This is a genomic window from Flavobacterium psychroterrae (assembly GCF_018380615.1).
GTDB classification, from domain to species: domain Bacteria; phylum Bacteroidota; class Bacteroidia; order Flavobacteriales; family Flavobacteriaceae; genus Flavobacterium; species Flavobacterium psychroterrae.
In genome coordinates this window covers 19,378-43,174 of record NZ_JAGYVZ010000007.1, presented here as the reverse complement: position 1 = coordinate 43,174, position 23,797 = coordinate 19,378, and the positions used below count along the sequence as shown (strand labels likewise).

General features: G+C 33.1%; 20 protein-coding genes, 1 other RNA gene and 1 pseudogene. 11 read left to right on the top strand and 11 right to left on the bottom strand.

The genetic code is table 11. The features are described from left to right. Positions 1–102 precede the first annotated feature (102 nt). Together KHA90_RS09320 and KHA90_RS09315 are read left to right on the top strand one after the other, a co-directional pair. On the top strand, positions 103–579 hold the full coding sequence (locus KHA90_RS09320; RefSeq protein ID WP_213298325.1) for a BON domain-containing protein: 477 nt from the start codon (positions 103–105) through the stop codon (positions 577–579). A 7-nt stretch (positions 580–586) separates the two neighbouring features. Further along, a complete protein-coding gene (locus tag KHA90_RS09315; protein ID WP_213298322.1) occupies positions 587–958 on the top strand; it encodes a LysM peptidoglycan-binding domain-containing protein in 372 nt (123 codons plus the stop codon). Between the two features lie 746 nt (positions 959–1,704). On the opposite strand, the gene KHA90_RS09310 is transcribed toward KHA90_RS09315, so the two are convergent. Next, positions 1,705–2,076 carry a winged helix-turn-helix transcriptional regulator gene (locus tag KHA90_RS09310; RefSeq protein ID WP_213298319.1) on the bottom strand — a complete coding sequence of 124 codons (372 nt, stop codon included), beginning with the start codon at positions 2,074–2,076 and terminating at the stop codon, positions 1,705–1,707. 135 nt (positions 2,077–2,211) lie between these two features. Here KHA90_RS09310 and KHA90_RS09305 point away from each other — a divergent pair, with 135 nt between their 5' ends. Both KHA90_RS09305 and KHA90_RS09300 read left to right on the top strand, forming a co-directional pair. Next, positions 2,212–3,006 (top strand): SDR family oxidoreductase, encoded by a 795-nt coding sequence (locus tag KHA90_RS09305; protein ID WP_213298316.1) that lies wholly within the window; start codon positions 2,212–2,214, stop codon positions 3,004–3,006. Between the two features lie 27 nt (positions 3,007–3,033). Next, a complete protein-coding gene (locus tag KHA90_RS09300; RefSeq protein ID WP_213298313.1) occupies positions 3,034–3,354 on the top strand; it encodes a nuclear transport factor 2 family protein in 321 nt (106 codons plus the stop codon). Between the two features lie 61 nt (positions 3,355–3,415). Here the strand turns inward: KHA90_RS09300 and KHA90_RS09295 are convergent, their stop codons facing one another. Continuing rightward, positions 3,416–3,709, bottom strand: coding sequence for an SH3 domain-containing protein (locus KHA90_RS09295; RefSeq protein ID WP_213298310.1), 294 nt, complete (start codon positions 3,707–3,709; stop codon positions 3,416–3,418). 124 nt (positions 3,710–3,833) lie between these two features. Between KHA90_RS09295 and rnpB the strand changes: the two genes are divergently transcribed. The 3 genes and pseudogenes from rnpB to KHA90_RS09280 all read left to right on the top strand — a co-directional run bounded on the left by rnpB (position 3,834) and on the right by KHA90_RS09280 (position 6,509). Beyond that, positions 3,834–4,151: RNase P RNA component class A (gene rnpB / locus KHA90_RS09290), an RNA gene on the top strand. A gap of 138 nt (positions 4,152–4,289) precedes the next feature. Continuing rightward, a pseudogene (locus tag KHA90_RS09285) lies at positions 4,290–5,431 on the top strand (cation:dicarboxylate symporter family transporter). A 160-nt stretch (positions 5,432–5,591) separates the two neighbouring features. Further along, complete coding sequence (locus tag KHA90_RS09280; RefSeq protein ID WP_213298307.1) at positions 5,592–6,509, top strand: ketopantoate reductase family protein; 918 nt, start codon at positions 5,592–5,594, stop codon at positions 6,507–6,509. 5 nt (positions 6,510–6,514) lie between these two features. Here KHA90_RS09280 and KHA90_RS09275 read toward each other — a convergent pair whose 3' ends face one another. The 3 genes from KHA90_RS09275 to KHA90_RS09265 all read right to left on the bottom strand — a co-directional run bounded on the left by KHA90_RS09275 (position 6,515) and on the right by KHA90_RS09265 (position 8,879). Further along, positions 6,515–6,751 carry a hypothetical protein gene (locus KHA90_RS09275; RefSeq protein ID WP_244860283.1) on the bottom strand — a complete coding sequence of 79 codons (237 nt, stop codon included), beginning with the start codon at positions 6,749–6,751 and terminating at the stop codon, positions 6,515–6,517. Positions 6,752–6,823: 72 nt separating this feature from the next. Then, positions 6,824–7,510 (bottom strand): response regulator transcription factor, encoded by a 687-nt coding sequence (locus KHA90_RS09270; RefSeq protein WP_213298303.1) that lies wholly within the window; start codon positions 7,508–7,510, stop codon positions 6,824–6,826. A gap of 10 nt (positions 7,511–7,520) precedes the next feature. Next, positions 7,521–8,879, bottom strand: coding sequence for a sensor histidine kinase (locus KHA90_RS09265; RefSeq protein WP_213298300.1), 1,359 nt, complete (start codon positions 8,877–8,879; stop codon positions 7,521–7,523). 267 nt (positions 8,880–9,146) lie between these two features. Between KHA90_RS09265 and KHA90_RS09260 the strand changes: the two genes are divergently transcribed. Further along, positions 9,147–11,261, top strand: a complete 2,115-nt coding sequence (locus tag KHA90_RS09260; protein ID WP_213298297.1) for an outer membrane beta-barrel family protein — start codon at positions 9,147–9,149, stop codon at positions 11,259–11,261. Between the two features lie 52 nt (positions 11,262–11,313). Here the strand turns inward: KHA90_RS09260 and KHA90_RS09255 are convergent, their stop codons facing one another. Then, positions 11,314–11,916, bottom strand: coding sequence for an RsmD family RNA methyltransferase (locus KHA90_RS09255; protein WP_213298293.1), 603 nt, complete (start codon positions 11,914–11,916; stop codon positions 11,314–11,316). Beyond that, on the bottom strand, positions 11,913–12,734 hold the full coding sequence (locus KHA90_RS09250) for a DUF3822 family protein (RefSeq protein WP_213298290.1): 822 nt from the start codon (positions 12,732–12,734) through the stop codon (positions 11,913–11,915). The genes KHA90_RS09255 and KHA90_RS09250 overlap by 4 nt, the downstream gene beginning before the upstream one ends. Positions 12,735–13,038: 304 nt before the next feature. Here KHA90_RS09250 and KHA90_RS09245 point away from each other — a divergent pair, with 304 nt between their 5' ends. From KHA90_RS09245 to kdsB, 3 genes are all read left to right on the top strand, one after another. Beyond that, positions 13,039–14,463 carry an ATP-dependent DNA helicase gene (locus tag KHA90_RS09245; RefSeq protein WP_213298287.1) on the top strand — a complete coding sequence of 475 codons (1,425 nt, stop codon included), beginning with the start codon at positions 13,039–13,041 and terminating at the stop codon, positions 14,461–14,463. A 145-nt stretch (positions 14,464–14,608) separates the two neighbouring features. Further along, on the top strand, positions 14,609–15,439 hold the full coding sequence (gene ygiD / locus KHA90_RS09240; RefSeq protein WP_213298284.1) for a 4,5-DOPA-extradiol-dioxygenase: 831 nt from the start codon (positions 14,609–14,611) through the stop codon (positions 15,437–15,439). A gap of 117 nt (positions 15,440–15,556) precedes the next feature. Next, a complete protein-coding gene (gene kdsB / locus KHA90_RS09235) occupies positions 15,557–16,291 on the top strand; it encodes a 3-deoxy-manno-octulosonate cytidylyltransferase (RefSeq protein WP_213298281.1) in 735 nt (244 codons plus the stop codon). Between the two features lie 281 nt (positions 16,292–16,572). Here kdsB and KHA90_RS09230 read toward each other — a convergent pair whose 3' ends face one another. The 4 genes from KHA90_RS09230 to KHA90_RS09215 all read right to left on the bottom strand — a co-directional run bounded on the left by KHA90_RS09230 (position 16,573) and on the right by KHA90_RS09215 (position 23,597). Further along, the gene (locus KHA90_RS09230; RefSeq protein ID WP_213298278.1) at positions 16,573–18,987 is read right to left on the bottom strand and encodes an alpha-ketoacid dehydrogenase subunit alpha/beta; all 2,415 of its coding nucleotides are present in this window, start codon (positions 18,985–18,987) and stop codon (positions 16,573–16,575) included. A 186-nt stretch (positions 18,988–19,173) separates the two neighbouring features. After that, the gene (locus KHA90_RS09225) at positions 19,174–21,924 is read right to left on the bottom strand and encodes a gluzincin family metallopeptidase (protein WP_213298627.1); all 2,751 of its coding nucleotides are present in this window, start codon (positions 21,922–21,924) and stop codon (positions 19,174–19,176) included. A 361-nt stretch (positions 21,925–22,285) separates the two neighbouring features. Further along, positions 22,286–23,014, bottom strand: coding sequence for an LOG family protein (locus KHA90_RS09220; RefSeq protein ID WP_213298275.1), 729 nt, complete (start codon positions 23,012–23,014; stop codon positions 22,286–22,288). A 223-nt stretch (positions 23,015–23,237) separates the two neighbouring features. Next, positions 23,238–23,597, bottom strand: a complete 360-nt coding sequence (locus KHA90_RS09215; protein ID WP_213298272.1) for a cupin domain-containing protein — start codon at positions 23,595–23,597, stop codon at positions 23,238–23,240. Between the last annotated feature and the right edge of the window lie 200 nt (positions 23,598–23,797).

The window sequence follows — 23,797 nt, the reverse complement described above, 5'->3', positions numbered from 1 at the left end:
TTAACTTCTAAATTAAAAAAATATAAAATTGTAAGATTATTATGTAATATTTAGTATTTTTATTCGTTTAACTTTATTAGTAATTAATTAAAAATATCGATTATGAAGATTAAATCAGTTTTATTAGGAATGGGTCTTGCGATTTCGTTAGTAGCTTGTGGACCAAAAGATGCAGATATTCAAAAAGAAATCAGTGCAAAATTAAGCAGTACTCCTGAAGTTCAAGTTACCGTACAGGATGGAGTTGCTACGATTTCAGGAATTTGTAAGGATGATGCATTAAAGCAAAGTGTTGAAAGTTCTATAAAAGAAATTAAAGGGGTAAAATCTGTAGTAAACAACTGCCAGATTGTAGCGCCGGAAGAAACTGCCGCAGCTGCTGTGATAATTAGCCCGGATACTGAATTAGATAAAGCGGTACACAAAGTAGTTGATAATTATGATGGTGTAAGTGTAACTGTTGTAGGTGGTGTTGTAACACTTTCTGGAGAAATCAAAAAAAGTCAATTGCCAAACCTGATAAAAAGTGTACAGGAATTGAAACCTAAAAAAGTCGATAATAAGTTAACTATTAAATAAGGATATCATGAGTTTAAAAGATAAATACAAAGAGTTAACAGATCTTGCTACTAATTTAGGAATCGCTAATTTGCAGGTAAGAGAGCAGGATAATGTATTGTATATTGATGGTACATCAAAATCTGCAGATGATAAACAAAAAATCTGGGACGCTTACGGAAAAATTGATCCTGACTTTAGAGCTGGTGATGTGGTAATGAATATTGATGTTACCGAAGGTGCAACTACAGAATATACTATTGCAAGTGGCGATTCGTTATCAAAAATAGGGAAAGCACACGGTGTTTCATGGGAATCAATTTTTGAAGCCAATAGAGATATTATTAAAAATCCTGACCTGATTCAACCGGGTTGGAAAATAAAAATACCAACAGCATAATTTATTTATAAGCTGTTATTGAAAGTCCGTCATTTTATGATGGACTTTTTTTTGTGCTTATTGGTGAGATATGGCACGCGGATGAGACGGATTCGCTAAAGCGAAAACGCAGATTTAAGCGGATTTTTTATTTTTTCTTCTCTCATTGCTTGTCATCCCGATTTTATGATAAAACATTTTTTTTTCAGGAGCTAATCCCGCTATCCGTTTCAATCTTTTGTGGCGAACCTCGCCACAAAAGGATTTCCACTTCTATCGGGGCTAGGGAAATCATTTTCATAACACTATTTTTGTATGGTTTGTCTTCCCGAACGAGGGATCTAAGCAAGTTGCTAGATAAAAATTGTCTTTTATTTTGCCCGCAGATTTTAAGGATTAATCGTAAAGTCTGTCATTCCGAGGAACGAGGGATCTCCGTAAGAAACTAACGCAAAGTTTATCTTGCATGTCGAGCTACTTATGAAAATCCCTCGTTCCTCGGAATGCCAGTCTTTGTCAAAATAAAAAATCTGCTTAATCTGCAAAATCTGCGAGAAATTAGAACCAAATCCCTTATCAAAAAGATTTGGTTTTATTATAGAAATCGGATGACATAAATTGTGGTTACTAAGTTTAAATTGTAGTAAAAAAATCCCCTTATAAATCCTAAAGCCCTAGCCCTGATGGGAGCGTCATCCTTTTTCTTGCTTCTTTAGCAAGAAAAAGATATAGCGGACAGCAGGAATTAGCTCCTGAAAACAATATTACTATTCATCATTATCACTTAAAGGCTGTTTTAAAATCGCCTTTCTCAAACGATCTTCGTTTTCGTCTCCCCAGTTTCCCAAGGCTGAAATTATTGGAATTAATGTTTTGCCAAAATCGGTCAGGCTGTATTCGACTTTGGGAGGCATTTGTGGGTAAATAATTTTGGAGACTAATTCGTGCTGTTCAAGTTCTTTTAGCTGAATGTTTAATACTCTTCTTGAAGCATCGGGAATTTTGCGCTGCAGTTCGCTTGGACGCAGAACCCCTTCATTGATAAACCACAACAAACGGATTTTCCATTTGCCGTAAAGGACTTCGCCAATGAGGTCGAGTCCGCAATTTAAATTCAAAGGAATTTTTCTTTCGTACATAACACAAAAATAACCTAATGTTCGAAACTGCACAATAGGGGAAAAATTTATCCGTATGCAATTCGGTTTTCCGTAATTGTGAGAACCGGCGATACTGCCGAAATTTGCGCTATAGAAAACTAAATAGCACAAAAAATGGAAAAACAATTTGATTTTAATATGGAGTTATCGGGCAAGATAGCTTTGGTAACCGGCGGAACAAAAGGAACAGGAAAAGCAATCGCTGATCGATTATTGCAAGCGGGCGCAACTGTAATTATTACGGCAAGAAACAAACCCGAAAATGAGAACGCGAACGTGCATTTTATTTCGGCTGATTTGAGTATTTCAAGCGGAACTAAAAAGGTAATTGAGGAAGTACAAAGGAGTTTTGGAAAATTGAATATCCTGATTAATAATCTGGGAAGCTCTGAAACTCCAGGTGGCGGTTTTGAGGTTTTGAATGATGAAGACTGGGAAAAAACTTTTCAGGCGAATTTGTTTGCGCCAGTACGATTAGATCGTGGTTTTTTGCCCGAAATGATCCAGCAAAAGTCGGGCGTGATAATTCATATTGCTTCAATTCAGGGAAAATTACCTTTGTATGATTCGACTTTGCCTTATGCGGCGGCAAAAGCGGGATTGCGAAATTACAGCAAAAGTTTATCTAATGAGGTGGCGCCAAAAGGTGTTCGCGTACTTACGGTTTCACCAGGCTGGATTATGACAACATCGGCAATGAGAATGATGGAACGAATTGCCGAAAGTTCAAACGGAACAATTGAAGAAGCTACTGAAAGTGTGATGAACGCTTTGGGCGGAATTCCTTTTGGGCGACCTGCACAACCAGAAGAAGTGGCCGAATTAGTTGGTTTTCTGGTTTCGCCAAGAGCAAATTATCTAACAGGAACTGAATTTGTAATTGATGGCGGAACAATTCCGACGATTTAAATTGTAATAATTAATAAAAGAATAGTGATGAATTTACCGAACATAATTTTAGATTTAATTGCAGCACAATCAAATTTTGATAGTAAAGCTTACGCGAAATGTTTCTCGGAATCGGCTTTGGTTTTTGATGAAAATGAAACGCATAAAGGTCAAAACGAAATAAAGAAATGGAATGAAAAAACAAATGAAATGTATCAGACTCAACTTGAAGTTTTAGATTTTTTAATAGCTGATACAACTATTGTAAAAACAAAAGTGAGCGGAAATTTTGAAGGAAGCCCAATTATTTTAAAATATCATTTTGAATTGAAGGACGGAAAAATTGATAGTTTGAAAATTACGGTTTAAAATCGTAAAATTATTTTTGTCGGTGAGTTTTAAAGCAATCTCTAAACTCACCGACTTGTTATTATCTTCCTTTAATGGTCAAATCATTTAAAAGCATTGCGGTTTCCTGATCTGAGTCGGCGGAGAAGCCTGCTACATACACGCCTTTTTTGCCTGATGTTGATTTAATTCCGTATACAACTGCCTCATCGCCAGGGTCTGATTCCCCTTCGTATCGATACACATGTACAATTTCAAATTTTTCAGGATTTTTTTTAATCAGATCTGAGTTCAGATTAAAATCACATGTAAATCCTTTTTCATGAAGTTGATCTAAAGCTTTTGAAACAGTTGCGTAGTGATACATTCTTGTCATGATAATTGAATTTTAAAATTATGGATTTTAAAGATAACTAATTTAAAATTAAATCGTTGCGAATTTTATGCGAAAATCTAAAATTTAAAATCATTATTGTTAGGGTATAAATCGCTACTTTTGCCGCGCAGACCGCCTTATCGTCGCTCAATTCGTTGGGGGGAGGAAAGTCCGGACACCAGAGAGAAGCATAGCGGGTAACACCCGTCGGTCCCGAATCTTCGGGACAAGGACAAGTGCAACAGAAAGTATGTACAGGTAATGCTGTAGTGAAACCAGGTAAACTCTATGCGGTGAAATACCAAGTATATCAGCATTTAAGGGCTTCTCGTCCGTTGTTGAAGGGTAGGTAGCTTGAGTTCCGTAGTAATGCGGAATCTAGATAAATGATAAGGCTCTGATTTATCAGGGACAGAATCCGGCTTATAGGTCTGCATTTTTTATATATTTGTGAAATACCTAATCTATCTTCATGAATATAACCGCTCCAGAATCTTCGAATAAACCTAAAAAAAGTACTTTTCAAATTATAATTACCAATCTTACTTTTTGGGTATTGATTGCTATTATCGCCGGTATTTTGCTTGGACATTTTTCTCCTGAAAATGGGGTAAAAATGGAAATATTAGGAAAAAGATTTATCGATATTATCAAACTTTTTATTGGTCCGATTATCTTTCTGACGATTGTTTTGGGAATTTCCGGAATGGGAAATCTTAAAAAAGTGGGGCGAATTGGGATCAAAGCTCTCGGATATTTTGAGGTAGTTTCAACAGTTGCGTGGCAATTGGCGTTAGCGTTGCTTATTTTTTTAAGCCCGGAAAAATTGACAGATCAGGTTTGACTCTTGGCGATGCAAGTCAATATACAAAAGGAAATGCCGAACATTTTTCGTGGCTGCAATTTTTCTTTTCGAACTTTACATTACAGGTTTTATTGGCGGCAATTATTTGTGGAATTGCCTTGAATTTTTATAAAAAACGTGAACAGACAATTTTGGTTTTAGAACGTGTTTCAAAAGTGGTTTTTACAGGTTTGAAATACGTAATGTATCTGGCTCCAATAGGTGCTTTTGGCGGAATGGCGTTTACAATTGGTAAGTTTGGACTGGCAACTTTGATTCCGCTTGGGAAATTGATGTTGTGTGTTTATTTGACAATGGCTTTGTTTGTGTTTCTGGTTTTAGGAAGTATTTTAAGGTATTATAAAATTAGCATGCTGTCGATTTTAAAATACATTAAAGAAGAACTTTTGCTGGTTTTAGGAACTTCATCTTCTGAAGCCGCTTTACCAAGTATTATGGTAAAACTAGAACAAATGGGCTGCAGTAAGTCGGTTGTGGGATTGGTGATTCCTACCGGATATTCCTTTAATCTCGACGGAACTTCGATTTATTTGTCGATGTCGGTGATATTTTTGGCGCAATTGTATGATGTTCATTTGAGTTTTTTCGAAATATTAAGCGTAATCGGGATTCTGATGGTTACTTCAAAAGGTGCGGCGGGCGTTACCGGAAGCGGATTTATTGTGTTGGCGTCGACTTTGACGGCTTTACATAAAATTCCGGTCGAAGGTTTGGCTTTTTTATTGGGCGTTGATAAATTTATGAGCGAAGCGCGTGCCATAACGAATTTGATAGGAAATACGGTGGCGACAATTGTAATTTCTAAAAGTGAACAAGATTTTATTGAATTGAATTTAGAACCTGTTGCAGGAGAATAATGGCTTGCTAGCTGTGTGGAAAATGGCACGCAGATGAGACTGATTCGCTTTCGCGAAAGCGCGGATTTTTGCAGATTTTTTTATTGGTTTGTGTTTTGTTTATCAGTTAGTCTGCGCATTTTTTATAGTATTGGAATTTGGAATTTTAAATTTGGAATTTATGAGAAGAATCGGAATTTTAGGACTTGGTGGAGTAGGTGGCTATTTTGGAGGACTTTTGGCAAAAGCCTATTATAAATCATATGATATCGAAATTATCTTTATTGCTCGTGGTGAAACAAAACAAGCAATCGCTGAAAGCGGATTAAAAATCATTACAGATGATGCTGAAATGGTAGCTTACCCAAAATTAGTTTCTAATAATCCGGATGAAATTGGCGAATTAGATTATTTAATTTGCGCTACCAAAACGTATGATATTGAGGACAGTTTGCTTTCGTTACAGCAATGCATTACTTCAAAAACTATAATTCTTCCGTTATATAATGGCGTTGATGCGCCGGAACGCATTCTTGAACTATTTCCTGAAAATGAAGTTTTACATGGTTGCGTTTATATTATTTCGATGATTTTTTCGCCTGGAACCATTCGTAAAATTGGTTTTTATGAAAAGTTGTTCTTTGGTTCAAAAACAGTTTCGGCTTCAAAAATAAATGAATTACAAAGTATTTTTCAAAACGCAAAAATCGAAAGTTATATTGCCGAAAATATTGAAGAAACCGTTTGGGAAAAATTCATTTTTATATCTGCATTAGCCTCTGCAACTTCTTATCTCAATCAGAATATTGGAAAGATTTTAAGCAATCCGGAATCTAAAGCGGTTTATGTAGAATTGCTGAATGAAATCGAATTAGTTGCGAAAGCAAAAGGTTTGAGTTTACCCGAAGATATCGTAAATCAAACCATTCTAAAACTAGAAAAATCGCCTAAAGAAGCGACTTCATCTATGCACAGGGATTATTTGGCAGGGAATAAAATAGAAGCATCTTCGCTTACAAAATTCGTTGTGAGTGAAGGTGTAAAATATGGCGTAAAAACTCCTCTGTACGAAAAAATATCAGGTATATTATTGTCCTGAAAAGTTTATGCTTCGTCTTTTGTAGCGCGAACTAAACTGATTCCAGACATGAAAAATACGATTCCAAGTATACCGTAAATAATTAATGATTTAATATCTCGTGTTTCGCCTGATGTACCTGCAAATATAACAGCAGTGTAAATCAAACCAACAATCCCGAGGATGGTTAATAATCCTCCGAAAAATCTTTTTAGGTTCATGATGTTTGGTTTTAATGTTCTGTACAAATGTATAATCTTCATAAAATGAAAATGTTATACAATTGATGTAAAAAACTTATATCATTCACAGTAAACTTGAGGTTGATTTATTTTTCAAGGTATTATTTTAAATTCCAAACCAATATTTCGAACACTTTCAATGCTGATTTTTGGATCTGAATTAAAATATTTCCTTAGTCTGCTGATAAAAACATCCATACTTCGCCCTGAGAAATAATCATCTTTTTTCCAAACCGACATTAAAATTTGGTCCCTCTTTAATAACTGGTTATGGTTTAAATATAGATATTCAATAAGTGAAGCTTCCATTTCTGTGAGCTGTTGGACATGATTTTTATTATTTAGGGTCAATCTTTCATTATCAAAAATATAAGAACCAATTTCAATTATATTATTTCCGTCCAGACTTCTCTTTTGTTCGATTCTCTTTAGAATATTCTGCAAGCGCAGCACCAGTTCGTCTACTTCAAAAGGTTTGATGATATAGTCGTCTGCACCTAGTTTTAATCCAATGATTTTGTCTTCTTTTAACTTTCTTGCCGTTAAAAAAACAAATGGAATCTCAGGATTGATTGTAATTATTTTTTCGGCCAATGAAAATCCGTCCATTTTTGGCATCATGACATCAAAAACACAAATGTCAAAAGTCTGGTTTTTAAAATAGTCCAAAGCTATTTCTCCATTTTCTGCACAGATTACTTCAAATTGATGCAGTTCTAAATATTGTTTTAAAATTGCGGCAAAATCAAAATCGTCTTCCGCTAAAAGTAATTTTTTCAAAATAATGTAATTAAACTTTTAATAAAATAGTAAACAGAGTTCCTTTTCCTAAATCACTCACAACGTTAATTGAGCCCTGATGCGCTTTTATAATTTGATCGACATAATACAATCCTAAACCTAATCCTTTTGTATTGTGCAGATTTCCTTGTTCTACGCGATAGAATTTTTCAAATAGAAGTGATTGCTTTTTCTTTTCAATTCCAATTCCGTCATCTTCAATACTAATCGAGAATTGATTCTGATGTATTTTTGTTTTTATTGTAATCGTATTACAACCATATTTTACGGCATTTTCCAGTACGTTTAAAAGTGCCGTTGTCAAATAAAATTTATCCAGAACAAGATTTGTGTTTTGGGTTTGAAAACTGGTTTTAATATCGATTTCAGGATAAGTAATCTTAAAATCATTGACTATTGTAGCTATAAAATCTTCGGTTTCTATTGTTTCCTTTTGTAAGTCGATTCCATTTTCGGCCAATGAATTCGCCATGACCTGATCGATTAAATTTTGTAAACGATTGTTCTGACGTGAAATGGTATTGACAATTGTATTAAAATTTTCATCATTATCACGAATGTCTTTTCGTTCTAATATTTTAGTCGAAATTCCTAAAGTAGCCAAAGGCGTTTTAAGTTCATGCGTGATGTTATTGATGAAATCAGTTTTGATTTCGTTTACTTTTTTTTGTTTGATTAAAGCTTTTATGGCAATTACAAAAAGCGTTATCAGGGTTAAAATCGAAAGTAAGGACAAAATCAGAACGATCATCATTCGTCTTAAAATAATCATTTCCCAATCGATTACAGAGATGTACATAGAATCCTCGGTCAATAATTGATAATCCTGATTTGCATAAAAACCATTTGTGGTTCCAACATAATTGCGAACTAAAAAAGCATGATTTAATGACGCAAGATTGCCGTATAGTTTGTTTTGTATAAGAGGTTTTTCAGAGAAAATAGTATCTGCCTTTTTGGTGTTTTGAGATAGAATAAATTTATTGAGTACAATGGCAAAATCTATTTTTAAATTGGGTAATTCCATTTCAAACTTACGTTGGATTTTCTGTGTCAAAACATCCCGATATTCATTTTCAAGAATATATTTTTTTACTTCAAGCCTCGTATTTTTCTTCTGAATATAATTTTGTGATAGTTGTTTGTAAAGCGCTTCTTTTTTTGCAACTATTACAGAATCAATATCACTATAATTATTAGAAATTTTAGCAATTTCATTTTTGATTTCAGTATGAAACTGCGCTACTTTATAATCATAAGTAGTTTTTACCAAATAACATTGAACCGTTGATAAAACGATTAAAGCAATGACAGAAAACGCGATTAATAAGTTGATCCTTTGTTTCATTAGTTTTTATGGCTCGCGGATGAAGCGGATTTAACTGGTTTAGACTGATTTTTTTCTCCCAGATTTAAAAAATTATTTAAGCAGATTTTATAATAAGTGAATTGTGTAAATCAGTTCAATCTGTAAAATCTGTGGGCTATTTTCAAAATCAAAAATAATCTTTTTACCGTTCCAAAAGTGCGTTAACTCCGCATTAACCTTCAATTAACCTACAGAACATTTTTTTAGAAGCACTTTTGCAGGATTACAATCTTAATCAAACCAAAAATGAACCTTTATTTGCCTTTAAAACTTTTTTTAATTCTCTTGTTTTTCCTTATTTCTTTAATGGGATATTCTCAGAATGAAACTCCGAAAGATAGTATTTCGAATAAACTAAATGAAGTTGTTGTTAATCAAAACAAAAAAACTTTCACCAATACAAACGGAAATATAAAGGTGGACGTTGCTAATTCTATTTATAATTCGATTCCCAATACAATTGATTTAATGGCAAAATTACCAACGGTTCAGGTGAGCGCTGATAAAGAAAGTATGTCGGTTATTGGCAGAGGAAATTCTTTGATTTATATTGATAATCAAAAAGTTGGAATGAACGATTTGAATGCTTTGGCTGTAGCCGATATTAAAACCATCGAAATCATCCAGAATCCATCTTCAAAATATGAAGCCGAAGGGCGGTCAGTGATTTTAATTACACGAAAATTTAGTAAAAAAGATAGTTTTAGAACTGAAGTTTCTGAGGTGGCTTCGTTGAAAAAGAATTACAATAATTATCTCGGATTTAATTCCAGTTTCAAAAAGAATAAACTGGAATGGAAAACTAATTTTAATTACAACCAACTCAATCCTTGGGAAAATCATAGTATTGACTATCAAATTCCATCCGCTAAAATTGCTTCTAAATATGATGTTATGGCGAATTCTAAAAAAAGGCGATTTATTTTTGGCGGCAGCTTATTTTATAAAATGAACGAAGATGATTTTTTTTCGTTTAGCGTCAATAGTAAATTGCAGAAAGACATTTTTCCTATCAACACAATTACGGATAATAAAAACCAAAATATTGAAAATCATATTATTACTTTTAGTGATAATAACAGCAAAAAGAATTTTGTTAATTCATTTTTGAATTATAATAAAAGGATAAAATCAATTGATACGCAGCTTTTTACAGGTTTTCAATATTCAAATTTCGATCAGGGATTGTGGAGTAATGTCGAAAATAATTATGATAATACCCAGTTTGAATTGGCACAACTTCGGGATCAAAAATTTGAGGTAAATGTTTTTTCAGGCAGAATTGATATAGAAAAAAAGTTTAAAAATGAAATGAAATTTGAAATTGGAGGATTATATTCTTCAGCGGATTCTAAATCAGATTCTGACATATTTTATTATGAAAACAATACTAATGAAGTGAACCATTATGATTTTAAAGAGCAAAATTTAGCTGGTTACAGTCAATTTTCAGGAAAGGTTAAGAAAGTAGATTTCTCAATTGGATTTAGAGTGGAGAATACAAATGTAGACGGAAAATTTAAAACTGATCTTGTGCCTTTAATTGATAAAAATTATACAAAATTTTTCCCGAAAGCTCAGTTTTCATTTGCAATAGATAGTGTAAAAAGTATTAGTTTAAATTTGGCCAAAAGTATTTCGAGGCCCAACTATTCCTCTTTAAGTCAGGGAACAACTTACATAAATCCAAACTTTCTGTATGCAAGAAATATTAATCTGGACCCGGCAATTGTTAATGAAATTTCATCTACTTTTCAATATCATGATAAATCTGTGAAATTCACGTATTATCAAAATACAGATCCCGTTTATAGTAGTTTCTTTTTTGATAAAGAACAAAATATTATGACTTTTAAGGATGTCAATTTCGACAAGGAATCTGTATTCATGCTTGATTTTGAGTTGCCTTTTACTTATAAATTCTGGACAATTACGAATTCACTTCTTTTTGTTTCACAGAAGATAGAAGATGCTTCAGCGGTGTTTGTATCATCAAAACCCTATTTTTATTATTATTCTAATAATGAGTTTAAACTTCCAAAAGGATATTCGGCTGTTTTAGCGTTGCGCGGAGTTACAAAACAAAATAGCGGCGTTTATGAAACAAGTGGAAGATTTATTGTAGATACGGCAATTTCCAAGACTTTTTTTAAAAAATTAAATTGTACTTTGAGCTGTAATAATGTTTTTAAAAGCATTGTTCAGCAGGAAGAATTTACTATTAACGGAATTTCTTCAAAATCACGTTATTTCCTTGATGAGCATGAGATTTCACTTTCGATGAAATATTCTTTTGGAAAGGTGAAGGAATCTGAATTCAAAGGAAAAACCATGGAAGAAAGTTCAGATAGATTGAAATAAAACATAAAAACTCCCTTGAATTTCAAGGGAGTTTTTATGTTTTAAATAAAAATTAACCTTCGTCGTCTTCTGTAGCTTTATCCAGTTTAATCGTCAGTTCCTCATCATCATCTGTAGAGTTTAATTCGAAGAAACTAAAAAATGAACCTCCATAATTCTTCTGAAAAGAGAAATTACTCAAATGCTCCATTTTTGTATATTTTGAATGTTCGATAATCATCATTCCGTCTTCGTGAAGCAATTCTCTTTCGAAAACCGTCAGAACAATTTTTTCAAACGCAGCCTGATCTAATCCGTAAGGAGGATCGGCAAAAATAATATCATAAGATGTTTTGCAGTTATCCAGAAATTTATAAACATCGCTTTTAGTTGCAGCAATGTCAAAATCATATTCTGATGAAACTTGTTTGATAAATTTTACGCATCCAAAATCTCCATCAACAGATGTAATTGGTGCGCTTCCGCGTGAAGCGAATTCGAAACTAATGTTTCCCGTTCCTGAAAACAGGTCCAAAATCTTCAGGCCTTCAAAACTAAAATGATTATTCAAAACATTAAACAATGCTTCTTTACTCATGTCGGTCGTAGGTCTTACAGGAAGGTTTTTTGGCGGAAAAATGCGTCGTCCTTTGTATTTTCCTGAAATGATTCTCATGATTGAAATAAGATATAATGTTTTTGATTCTGTGCAGTTGAAAAGCTGTTTTTTTCTTGTAAAGTGCTTACATCCAAGAATGAAATATGTCGGATATATTTGTATGCAATTTCATAAAACGCGTCGTTTTGATGAATTGTACCTAACAATTCAAGTGGAAAACTTTCCGGATTTAAACTCAATTGTTCGGCTGTAAAAAGCAAATAATAAATAAAATCTTCAGGCGTTTGGTATTCAAATGAATTAAATAATAAAAGCTTTTGATTTTGAACAACGATAACTTCGAAATGATTTGGATTGAAATTCACTACCATTTTTTTCTGGTCGTTATTTTTTGAACTTTCCAAAATTTTCTCTACTAAAATGCTGTTGACGTGTTTGTAGTCGAACGAACCAACAGTATCAATGAGGAAATTATTAATGTTGATGTACGGAATATAAACGGAGTGCATTTCGTATTTTGAAATTTGATCGAAAGTAAAAAAATCGGTTTCAAAAACTTTTGTATTGTACTGTAAATAACTGCCTAAGTAATCTTCGTCGAATAAAGCAGTGGGCACAAAAGTCGAAAGATTATTGTTGTGAATTACTAAAATTTCGTCGTAAGTTTCTTTTAACTCCGGAAATTTTTTAAAAGCTAAACTATATAATTCTTCGATTTTAGATGCTTTTTGTGCACTATCAAAGTTGACTTCATTAAAAGCTGTAATGGTATTATTTAGTGTATCAAAACAACAAAACGAAAATCCATTCAATGAAACCTGAATAGAAAGCTTTTTGTAATTTTTAGAAGTGATGTTTGTATTTTGCAATGACATATTGATTTACAATTCGTTACCTGTTTTGCAAGAAAGAATTTAAGGCGATTACAAACTTACAAATAAAATAAATAATAATATCAATATCAATGTCAATGTCAATGGGAAAAATCAAAAATGAAATTCAATATTAATTTAAATAATTTTATAACGTTTTAAATTTTGAAAGTATTAATTTTTTTTAAAAAAATTATTTCAGATTTTGGTTTTTCGTTATTTTTTCCATTGACATTGAAATTGATTTTTGTAATTGACATTGATATTGCCATTAAAAAAGCCGAACTTTGTATTTCAATTTTCCCTTATGAATTCATCACTTTTTTACGGCGTTTTACAAAAAAGATTTCCTTTTGTACCAACTTACAAACAGGATATTTTTTTTCAGAAAATTGCTATTTTCCTGACAGATACGCATAACGATACGATTTTTGTTTTGAAAGGATATGCAGGAACAGGAAAAACGACTGTGATTTCTACGATTGTAAATAATCTGGGAGATATCAATAAAAAGTTTGTTTTGCTGGCACCAACAGGTCGTGCGGCAAAAGTAATTGCCAATTACTCGAATACGCCAGCTTTTACCATTCATAAAAAAATATATTTTCCTAAAAAATCAGCTGGTGGAGGTGTGGCTTTTACAAAGCAATTAAATAAGCACAAGAACACCATTTTTATCGTCGATGAGGCTTCGATGATTTCAGACAGCAATTCAGATTCTAAATTGTATGATAATGGATCTCTTTTAGATGATTTGATTTCATACGTGTATTCAGGAACTAATTGCAAAATGATTCTTTTGGGAGATACTGCACAGTTGCCGCCGGTGAATTTAGATATTAGTCCGGCGCTTGATATACAGACTTTGGGCATTCATTATGATAAGGAAATTGAACATATAGAATTGGACGAAGTTATGCGTCAGGAGGAAAGTTCAGGGATTTTATTCAACGCAACTGAACTGCGCGAATTACTAAAAGATAGTTTTATTACCGAGTTTAAATTCAACGTTAAAAAGTTCAAAGACATCGTTCGTTTAACAGATGGATATGATATTCAGGATGCTATAAATTCTGCATATAGTAATTATAGTATTGAAGATACGGCTTTTATTGTGCGTTCAAATAAACGTGCCAATCAATATAATGAGCAAATCAGAACCCGAATTTTGTTTAAAGAAAGTGAACTTTCTGTTGGTGATTTTTTGATGGTCGTGAAGAATAATTATTTTTGGTTAAAAGATACTGATGAAGCCGGATTTATTGCCAATGGTGATATTATCGAGGTTTTAGAATTGTTCGGTATAAAAGAACTTTATGGTTTCAATTTTGCAAGAGTAAAGATCAGAATGGTCGATTATCCGGATCAGAAACCTTTTGAAACAGTATTACTTTTGGATACCATTAAAAGTGAATCTCCATCATTAACTTACGAAGAATCAAATCGTTTGTATGAAGAGGTAATGAAAGATTATGAAGGAGAATCGACGAAATACAAGAAATTCCAAAAGGTTAAAGAGAACGAATATTTCAACGGATTGCAAGTGAAATTTTCCTATGCAATTACGTGTCACAAATCACAAGGAGGGCAATGGAACACTGTTTTTATCGAACAGCCTTATTTACCAAACGGAATCGATCGTGATTACATCAGATGGCTTTATACGGCGATGACGCGTGCCAAAAATAAATTATATTTGATAGGATTTAAAGACGAGAGTTTTGAAGAATAAAACATTAATTTCACGAATTAGCACTAATTAGTTTATAAAAAGTAATTTGTGGCTAAGAAAAACTTTGTGACTTCGTGTCTTCGTGGCAAAAAAATCTGTGTTTATCCGTTTAATCCGCACAATCCGCGGGCAAAACAATTTTAAAATGACAACATTAAATGACTTACATTCGATTTCATCTACGTTCTCGAATACAGATAAAATGCCGGTTTTGTTTTTAGGACACGGCAGCCCAATGAATGCTATTGAAGAAAATCAGTTTGTGGCAGGTTTTCGTGATCTTGCCAAAACATTGCCACAGCCCAATGCAATTTTATGTATTTCGGCGCATTGGTTTACAAACGGAACCAAAGTTACTTCGATGCAAATGCCAAGAACGATTCATGATTTTGGAGGTTTTCCGCAGGCGTTATTCGATGTAGAATATCCTGCAAAAGGAAGTCCGGAATTAGCATTAGAAACTCAAAAAATACTAGAACAGGTTCATGTTGATTTAGACGAACATTGGGGTTTAGATCATGGTGCATGGAGCGTAATTAAGCATTTATATCCTGAAGCGAATGTTCCTGTAATTCAGTTGAGTATTGATTATACAAAATCAGGACAATACCATTTTGAGTTGGCTCAGAAGTTACAATCTTTGCGTCATAAAGGGGTTTTAATCATCGGGAGCGGAAATATAGTTCACAATTTACGTTTGGTCGATTTTAGAAACTTTGACAAGGATAATTATGGTTTCGATTGGGCAATTGAAGCACGCGAAACGATTAATAATTATTTGTTAGATGGAAATTTTCAGCCTTTAATTGATTTCGAAAGAATGAATAAAGCAATCCAGCTCGCAATTCCAACGCCTGAACATTATCTGCCTTTGCTTTATACTTTAGGTTTAAAAGAAGATTCAGAAGATTTGAGTTTGTTTAATGATAAATTATTAGCTGGATCCTTAAGTATGACTTCGGTGAAAATTATGTAAAAAAACTTTGCGAATCTCTGTGAAAAACTTGGTTTCCCTCTGTGGTAAATTATAGCACAAAGCTGCACAAAGTTTTTCACAGAAAATAAAAAAAATAGAAAATTAAAGATAGTACGAATGAAAATAATAGCTGTAATTCCGGCGCGATATGCATCAACACGTTTTCCTGCTAAATTAATGCAGGATCTTGGAGGAAAAACTGTAATTCTAAGAACTTACGAAGCAACTGTTGCTACAAAACTTTTTGATGATGTATTTGTTGTAACAGATTCTGATTTTATATTTCATGAAATCGTTTCAAATGGCGGAAAAGCCATTATGAGTATCAAAGAACATGAATCTGGAAGTGATCGAATTGCCGAAGCCATTGCTAATTTAGATGTTGATATTGTAGTAAATGTTCAGGGAGACGAACCTTTTACAGAAGCCGGACCATTAGAACAAGTTTTGTCGGTTTTTAAGAACGATGCAGATCGTAAAGTCGATTTAGCTTCGTTAATGCGTGAAATCACAGATGAAGACGAAATTAATAATCCTAATAATGTAAAAGTTGTTGTAGATCAGTCGCAATTTGCATTGTATTTTTCAAGATCAGTAATTCCGTATCCAAGAGATAAGGATGTTGGCGTGCGTTATTTTCAACATATTGGGATTTATGCTTTTAGAAAACAGGCTTTGTTAGACTTTTACAGTCTTCCAATGAAATCTTTAGAAGCTTCTGAGAAACTGGAACAACTAAGATATTTAGAATTCGGAAAACGTATTAAAATGGTCGAAACTACTCATGTAGGTATTGGGATTGATACAGCTGAAGATTTAGAAAAGGCTCGTGTTATTTTAGCGGCTAAATAGTTGTGAAATTGCTGCGAGATAGCACACGGATGAAACGGATTTGCTATCGCAAAAGCGCGGATTAATACGGATTTTTTATTCGATGTTTTTGTTTTTTACGTGTGTCAGACTTAGCGGAGTCGAAGTTCTGGTTTGCGAAATGGCACACGGATGAATACGGATTCACTAACACGAAAACGCTGATTGTCGCGGATTTTATCTGTTTTAATAACAAAAAAAGCATAAAAAAGCTCCAAATCATTACGATTTGGAGCTTTTTTTATATTGAAATTCAAACTAAATTATTGGTATAAATTAGGATATTTAGCAGGATTAACTTCATGCATCATACTATATACTTTCTCAAAAATATCTTCGGCTGAAGGTTTAGAGAAATAATCACCATCAGTTCCGTACGCAGGTCTGTGCGCTTTTGCGGCTAGTGTTTGCGGTTTACTGTCAAGATGAATGTAAGCGTTTTGTTCTTCCAGAATTTGTTGTAAAATATAAGCGGAAGCTCCTCCGGGAACGTCTTCGTCGATTACTAAAAGACGATTTGTTTTAGCAATACTTTTTACAATATCTTTATTAATATCAAACGGGAGCAGAGATTGAGCATCAATTACTTCACAATCAATTCCTAAATCAAGTAATTCTATTGCTGCTTGTTCTACTAATCTTAAAGTTGATCCGTAAGATACTAAAGTAATATCTGCACCTTCTTTTAGAGTTTCAACAACACCAATTGGCGTTTTGAATTCACCAAAATTCAGCGGAGTTTTTTCTTTTAATCGATAACCATTTAAACATTCGATTACTAAAGCTGGTTCATCACACTCTAAAAGAGCGTTGTAAAAACCTGCTGCTTGTGTCATATTTCTTGGAACCAAAACATGGATTCCGCGAACGGCGTTAATAATCATTCCCATTGGTGAACCAGAATGCCAGATTCCTTCCAGACGATGTCCGCGGGTTCTGATAATTAATGGTGCTTTTTGTTTTCCAACGGTTCTGTATTGTAAAGTAGCCAAATCATCACTCATGATTTGAATCGCATATAATAAATAATCTAAATACTGAATTTCAGCAATTGGACGTAAACCTCTTAAAGCCATTCCAATTCCTTGCCCAATAATAGTGGCTTCACGAATACCAACATCGGCAACACGAAGTTCACCGTATTTTTCCTGCATGCCTTCAAGACCTTGATTTACATCACCAATGTTTCCTACGTCTTCACCAAAAATTAGTGTTTCAGGATATTTGGTAAATAAAGCGTCAAAGTTATCACGAAGAATCATTCGACCGTCTAAATCAGGTTTTGCATTATCAGCATATTCCGGAAGCACTTTTTCTACTGAAAAAACATTTTTATCTGAATCAGAATGCAAATTGCTGCTGAATCTTGGTTGTGTGATTTCGATATAATTCGTAATCCAGTCTGATAATAAAACCTTGCTGTTTGGAACTTCGATAAAACGCAATATTTTTCTGGCGATTACCAGCATTTCCTTTTTTAAAGGAGATTTAATTACGCTTAATTCTGAGATATATTTTTGAATTTTATCTTTATGATTAATACTCGCAGCAGAAATTTGCTCCAGTAAAACCATTAGATTTTTTTGATCTTCAATAATTGGATTAATGAAAGAATTCCAGGCTTCTTTTTTAGCTTCCAGAACTTCTTTTTTCAATTCATTTTCAATTTCCGTCAATTCTTCAGGAGATGCAATATTGATGGCAATCATCCATAAACGCATCTGACGAACACAGTCAAAATCTTTCTCCCAAGCCAGTCTTTCTGCATTTTTGTAACGCTCGTGAGAACCTGAAGTAGAGTGACCTTGCGGCTGTGTTAATTCGTTTACGTGAATTAAAACCGGAATATGATGTTCGCGGGCAATTGCAGCAGCTCTTTCATATGTTGAAACCAGCTCTGCATAATCCCAACCTTTAACTCTAAAAATTTCATACCCGTTTGATTCTTCGTCGCGTTGGTATCCTTTTAAAATTTCAGATATATTTTCTTTAGTAGTTTGATGTCTTGCGTGAACCGAAATTCCGTATTCATCATCCCAAACGCTCATTACCATTGGTACTTGTAAAACTCCGGCAGCGTTTATGGTTTCAAAAAACAAACCTTCAGATGTACTTGCGTTTCCTATAGTTCCCCAGGCGATCTCATTTCCGTTTACAGAGAATTTGTCTTTGGTTGTGATTCCGTCAACGTTTCTATAGATTTTAGATGCCTGAGCTAATCCCAATAATCTTGGCATTTGTCCGGCTGTAGGAGATATATCTGCGCTTGAATTTTTTTGTTTTGTTAAGTCTTTCCAGGATCCGTCTTCGTTTAAACTGTGCGTTACAAAGTGTCCGCCCATTTGTCTTCCGGCAGACATTGGATCATATTCTAAATCAGTGTGGCCGTATAAACCTGCGAAAAATTGTTTAGGAGTTAATTCTCCAATAGCCATCATAAAAGTCTGATCGCGATAGTATCCGGAACGGAAATCTCCGTTTTGAAATGCTTTTGCCATTGCAAGCTGCGGCACTTCTTTTCCGTCACCAAAAATTCCAAATTTGGCCTTTCCTGTTAATACTTCTTTACGACCTAAAAGGCTACATTCGCGGCTGGTAACTGCAATTCTGTAGTCGTTCAATACCTCAGTTTTGAAATCTTCAAATGTTAGTGTAGTATTGCTTTTTTCTTTTATCATAATCTTGAGGGTCAAGTTAGACTGCGAAATTACTTAAAAACAATCAATAATCATAATTCTTTAAAATAAATATAATTTAATTATTTGTATTTAAAATCAAAAAACTACGTATATTTTTTAAGGTATATTGATATAAAAACGTAATTTAGTGATAATAACGCATGTTTTTATTTAAAATTTATTCAATTAAAACCATTTTCTAGTAAAAAGATTGACTAATGTTTTTGGTGATAATGTGATAACAAATCGTATTTTTTCGTTGTATTTATTTTGAGAAATTTCCCACCCGTTATTAGAATAAACAGGAAAATAGACTTCAAAGTAATCAGGAACCAGATTTAATCGGATACCGCTATCGTAAACAAAATTCTCACTTTGATGTTTATTTCTCATAAAACCAATGTCGCCATAAGCCTCAATCCAATTCCATATGGAGTAACTTGCATTTAATGCCGTCATCCATTGATTGGCGTATCCTGGCTGTAATTTTGATTTAAAACCACCTTCGGCCATTACATATTGCTGACTAAAAAAGCCGGTACTTTCAGATCGTCCGTAAAAATTATAATCAAACATATAATCGGTCGGACGGTCTAAACCAAAACTAAAATAATCAGAATTTGTTGTGTTATACAAAAAACTTCCTGCATAAAATCTCAAATTCAGTTTATGATTGTTTTCAAATAAGCGTCTGTATTCAATTTCTCCGGCAACTTTTCCAAAATTTCCCGCAAATTGTAGATCAGTCATAAAGTTAAAATGATTAATCAATTCCGTTTTTGTATTCGAATAACGAGCATTAAAAATCGAATAATTAGGTTTTGAATTGTCTGTGATATATTGACTGTCTTCCCGATTTACGATCACTTGACGAAACATAAAAAGCTGTTTTCTATTGTCTCTGAAATTTTCCTCCCGAATTCTAAATTGAACCATCGGATTTAACCTTAAATACGTTGCGTCAGGCGCATAATGAAAATAATTCTGGCTAATAGAATATCTTACATTATAAAGTGTGCTGTTGCGATAGTATTGGTTCCAGACAAAAGCAGATGAACTGGATATAGTTCCAGCTTTAATAGAATAGGCAGGATTAACATCAAACGTAAATGGTTTATCCAGAATGGTTTTATTATGAAAACGAATTCCCGGCGTAAAACCATCATATAAATTATAAGTAAGGGTAGGGATATATAAAATCTGATTGTAATAAGGATCTTCTAAATCTTTAGCAAAATTAAACTTGATAGGTCGATTTGTGATTACCAGACTTTTCAATGATTTCCAGTTATTTCTCAAGTTGTATTCCGGAACTTCATTATCGTAGTTTAAAACTATTTTATCGGCATTTTTTCGATCAAATTCATAAATCGAATCATTGTTTTTAGGTTCGATACATTTTTTAAAAACGACTGTATTTTTTTTCAGTCCATAAACCGGAATAGGAACAAAATTATTGGTTTTGTTTTTTACTTTAAATTGAACACTGTCTTTAGTTCTTGAAACGTTCGAGAATTTATAATCGATTATATCTCTTGAATCGATGATCGTATTAAAAAACCAATCAATTTTTTTAGGACTATTTTTAGTTAGAATTTTCTCAAAATCAAAACGGTTAGTTTGTTCTGTTTTGTTCAGGTTATAAAATTCCTGCACACTTTCCGGAACAATATTATGATTTAAATAATCATCTAAATAACTAAGGCTTAAACCTGCACGATATTTACTGGCAATTTGTTCGTTGAATTTTATTAAAGTATTCTTTGAATCCCCAAGCGGCTGATCCAGATTTTTTCTCGCCATCAGCATATAATAATAACTGTATTGCTCATTAAAAGTCAAATTAGCAATATTGTAACTTTTAAAGAGTTTCCAATCAGACAGCTTTCCAAGCATTTTTTGATCCAGATGATTTTCCTCCATGAATTTCATCATTGTATAAATCTGGATTCCATCATAAACCCAATTGTCTTTTCGCGGATCCAGTTTTAAACTATTCTTAAGATAATTATTAAGATACGTTTTTAAGAAGGTGATTTCGAAAATAAAATCATCTGTAAACGGACTAATAAATGATGGTAACTGATTCAGTCCATAAAACGGATTTCGATCATAATCTGTTTGAGAAACTGTGATTTTTTGATGCGGATATTTCCCAATAAAACTATTTGCAAAAGTCACAACGCGATTGATAATAATTGCTTTCTGAATCTCGGTAATTTTTTTGTTTTTAAGATTCGACAGTACTTCTACAGAGCCATTTTCATAACTTATAAAGCTATTTTGTTTTTCGATAAAAAAGTTAAAGTCCGTTCTGTTATTTCCCGAAAACGAGTATGTTTTAAAGGACGAATTTACTGCATCTTCACCAACCAAATTCAAATCTGTAGTAACCGAATATTCATTCGGAATCTTGATGTTTACTTCATAATCTGTGCGTGCATTTGCAATATCATCCAGATTGAAATTATTATAGGTCACAAAACTATGATTTTCAAAACGAGCAGGAATTAAAAACCAGTTTTTCAAATTCATTCCGCCATTTTGATCAAAGCCATAATGCGTAAATTTATCACTCGGAATTTTAGAAATATATATTAGATGTAAATCTAATTTTTCGCCCGGAAAAAGTTTTCTCCTAAGTTTAACAACAACAAGATCAGGATCTTTTTCAGTTCGTTCCCATTCGAGCGCCATATTATCAGAATCGGTTAGATTTATGATTGTAGTATTTCCTCTTTCCGCAGCTTTCGCTAAATGAAAACCTCTGTAAAATTCATCTGAAAATCTTCTTGCAAGCGGCGTATTTTTATCAGAGAAAGCGTTGTTCCAATCGTTCAAAACAATCGAAATCAAAGAGTCGTTTGAAGTGTTATAATACGTAATATCCTGTTTTACGTTTAAAGTTTTCAGCTCAACATTAAATGCCACTTCCATCTTTGACTGATGTTGTGCATATTGTTTTAATGAGCTCATCAAAACAAAAACGAAGAAAATAATTTTATAAAATGGTTTCAAGGATGGCTTAGAATGATTAACGATATAGCTTAAGTTACGTTTGTAAGTTTATTTTGGTTTTCTGTAAAAATAGTATAAAAAAAGCTGTTTTAAAAAACAGCTTTAATTTTTTGTAAGATTTAATGTCTTTTTACCATATAAGTTGAAAAATAAAATTCCAATTTTTTAAATTCCAAATCCCAAATAAATCCGTTTTTATCAGCATCTTCGCTTTAGCGAATCAGTTTAATCTGCGTCAACTTAAATTATCTTATATCACTTATATGGTAAAAAAAATAATTTAGAAATTAGGACTTAAATCGTATTTTTTGTAGAATTTATCTAATACATCAACAACTTCATCTTCAGTATCTACAATCTTGAATAAGTTTAAATCATCAGGACTTACAGTTTGCATTTTTTCAACCAAAACCGTTTTTACCCAATCGATTAAACCAGACCAGAATTCAACACCAACTAATATAATTGGGAATTTTCCAATTTTTTTCGTCTGAATCAAAGTAATCGCTTCAAACATTTCGTCAAGAGTTCCAAAACCTCCAGGCATAACCACAAAACCTTGCGAATATTTAACGAACATTACTTTTCTCACAAAGAAATAGTCGAAATTTAGGTTTTTATCGTGATCGATATAAGGGTTAAAGTGTTGTTCAAAAGGCAATTCGATATTTAATCCCACCGAAATTCCGCCACCTAAATGTGCACCTTTATTTCCGGCTTCCATGATTCCGGGACCACCTCCTGTGATTACTCCGTAACCAGCTTTACTGATTTTGTATGCAATTTTTTCGGCCAATAAATAGTATTTATCCTCCGGTTTTGTTCTCGCAGATCCAAAAATAGATACACAAGGACCAATACGTCCCATGCTTTCGTAACCATTTACAAACTCGGCCATGATTTTAAAAATCGCCCAACTATCATTCGTTCTAATTTCATTCCACGTTTTTTGTTTCAAACGATCCTGGATTATTTTATCCTCATCATTGTCAAAATCTTCTAATCTCATTTTAGATATTTTAATAATTTATATTTTTGTTTAAGTTGTGTCTTTTTTAAATTGTCATTCAAGTTGTTACATTGAGCGGAATCGAAATAAGGAGCTGTTTCCTGCTGTACGCTATATCTTTTCCTGGCTAAAGAAGCCAGAAAAAGGATGCCGCTACCATCAGGGCTAGGGCACCAGTTTTCAATTGAAACATTGTTTTGTAGAAAGGAACAATTCTCTTTAATTAATACGTTTGTTCTTCAATTGATTTTGTAATGTTACTTTTAACTTTTCCGGTATGTTCTGTAGTTTTCGATTCAATTAGCATTATTGAACATTCCTCTACCGATGAAACCCTGTGATTAACGCCTTTTTTTACAACGAATAAATCACCTTTTTTCATGGTGAATGATGGCTTGTTTTCAATTTCCATTAAAAGTTCACCATCGACGATGTAAAATAATTCGTCTTCATTCTCGTGATTATGCCACGGAACTTCCTGACCTTTTATTTTAGCCACTTTAATATATTGATCGTTTACTTCATCAATAATTTTAGGCGAAAAATATTGGTTTACGCTACTGAATTTCTCTTTTAGATTCATACATTTTATCTTAATCTTGCCAGATTCAAAAGCTTTGGCAAAAAGGGCGTACTAAATTACTGCTTTTTTCGATAATTGTTACAGAAATGGGGATTTATTAATCTAAATGTAACATTTTCTAGTGTATGTTTTTGGTTGGGGATTCATTATCAGGAGATTAATATAATAATGCGACAAGATGAATTGTTATTGCGGAATAA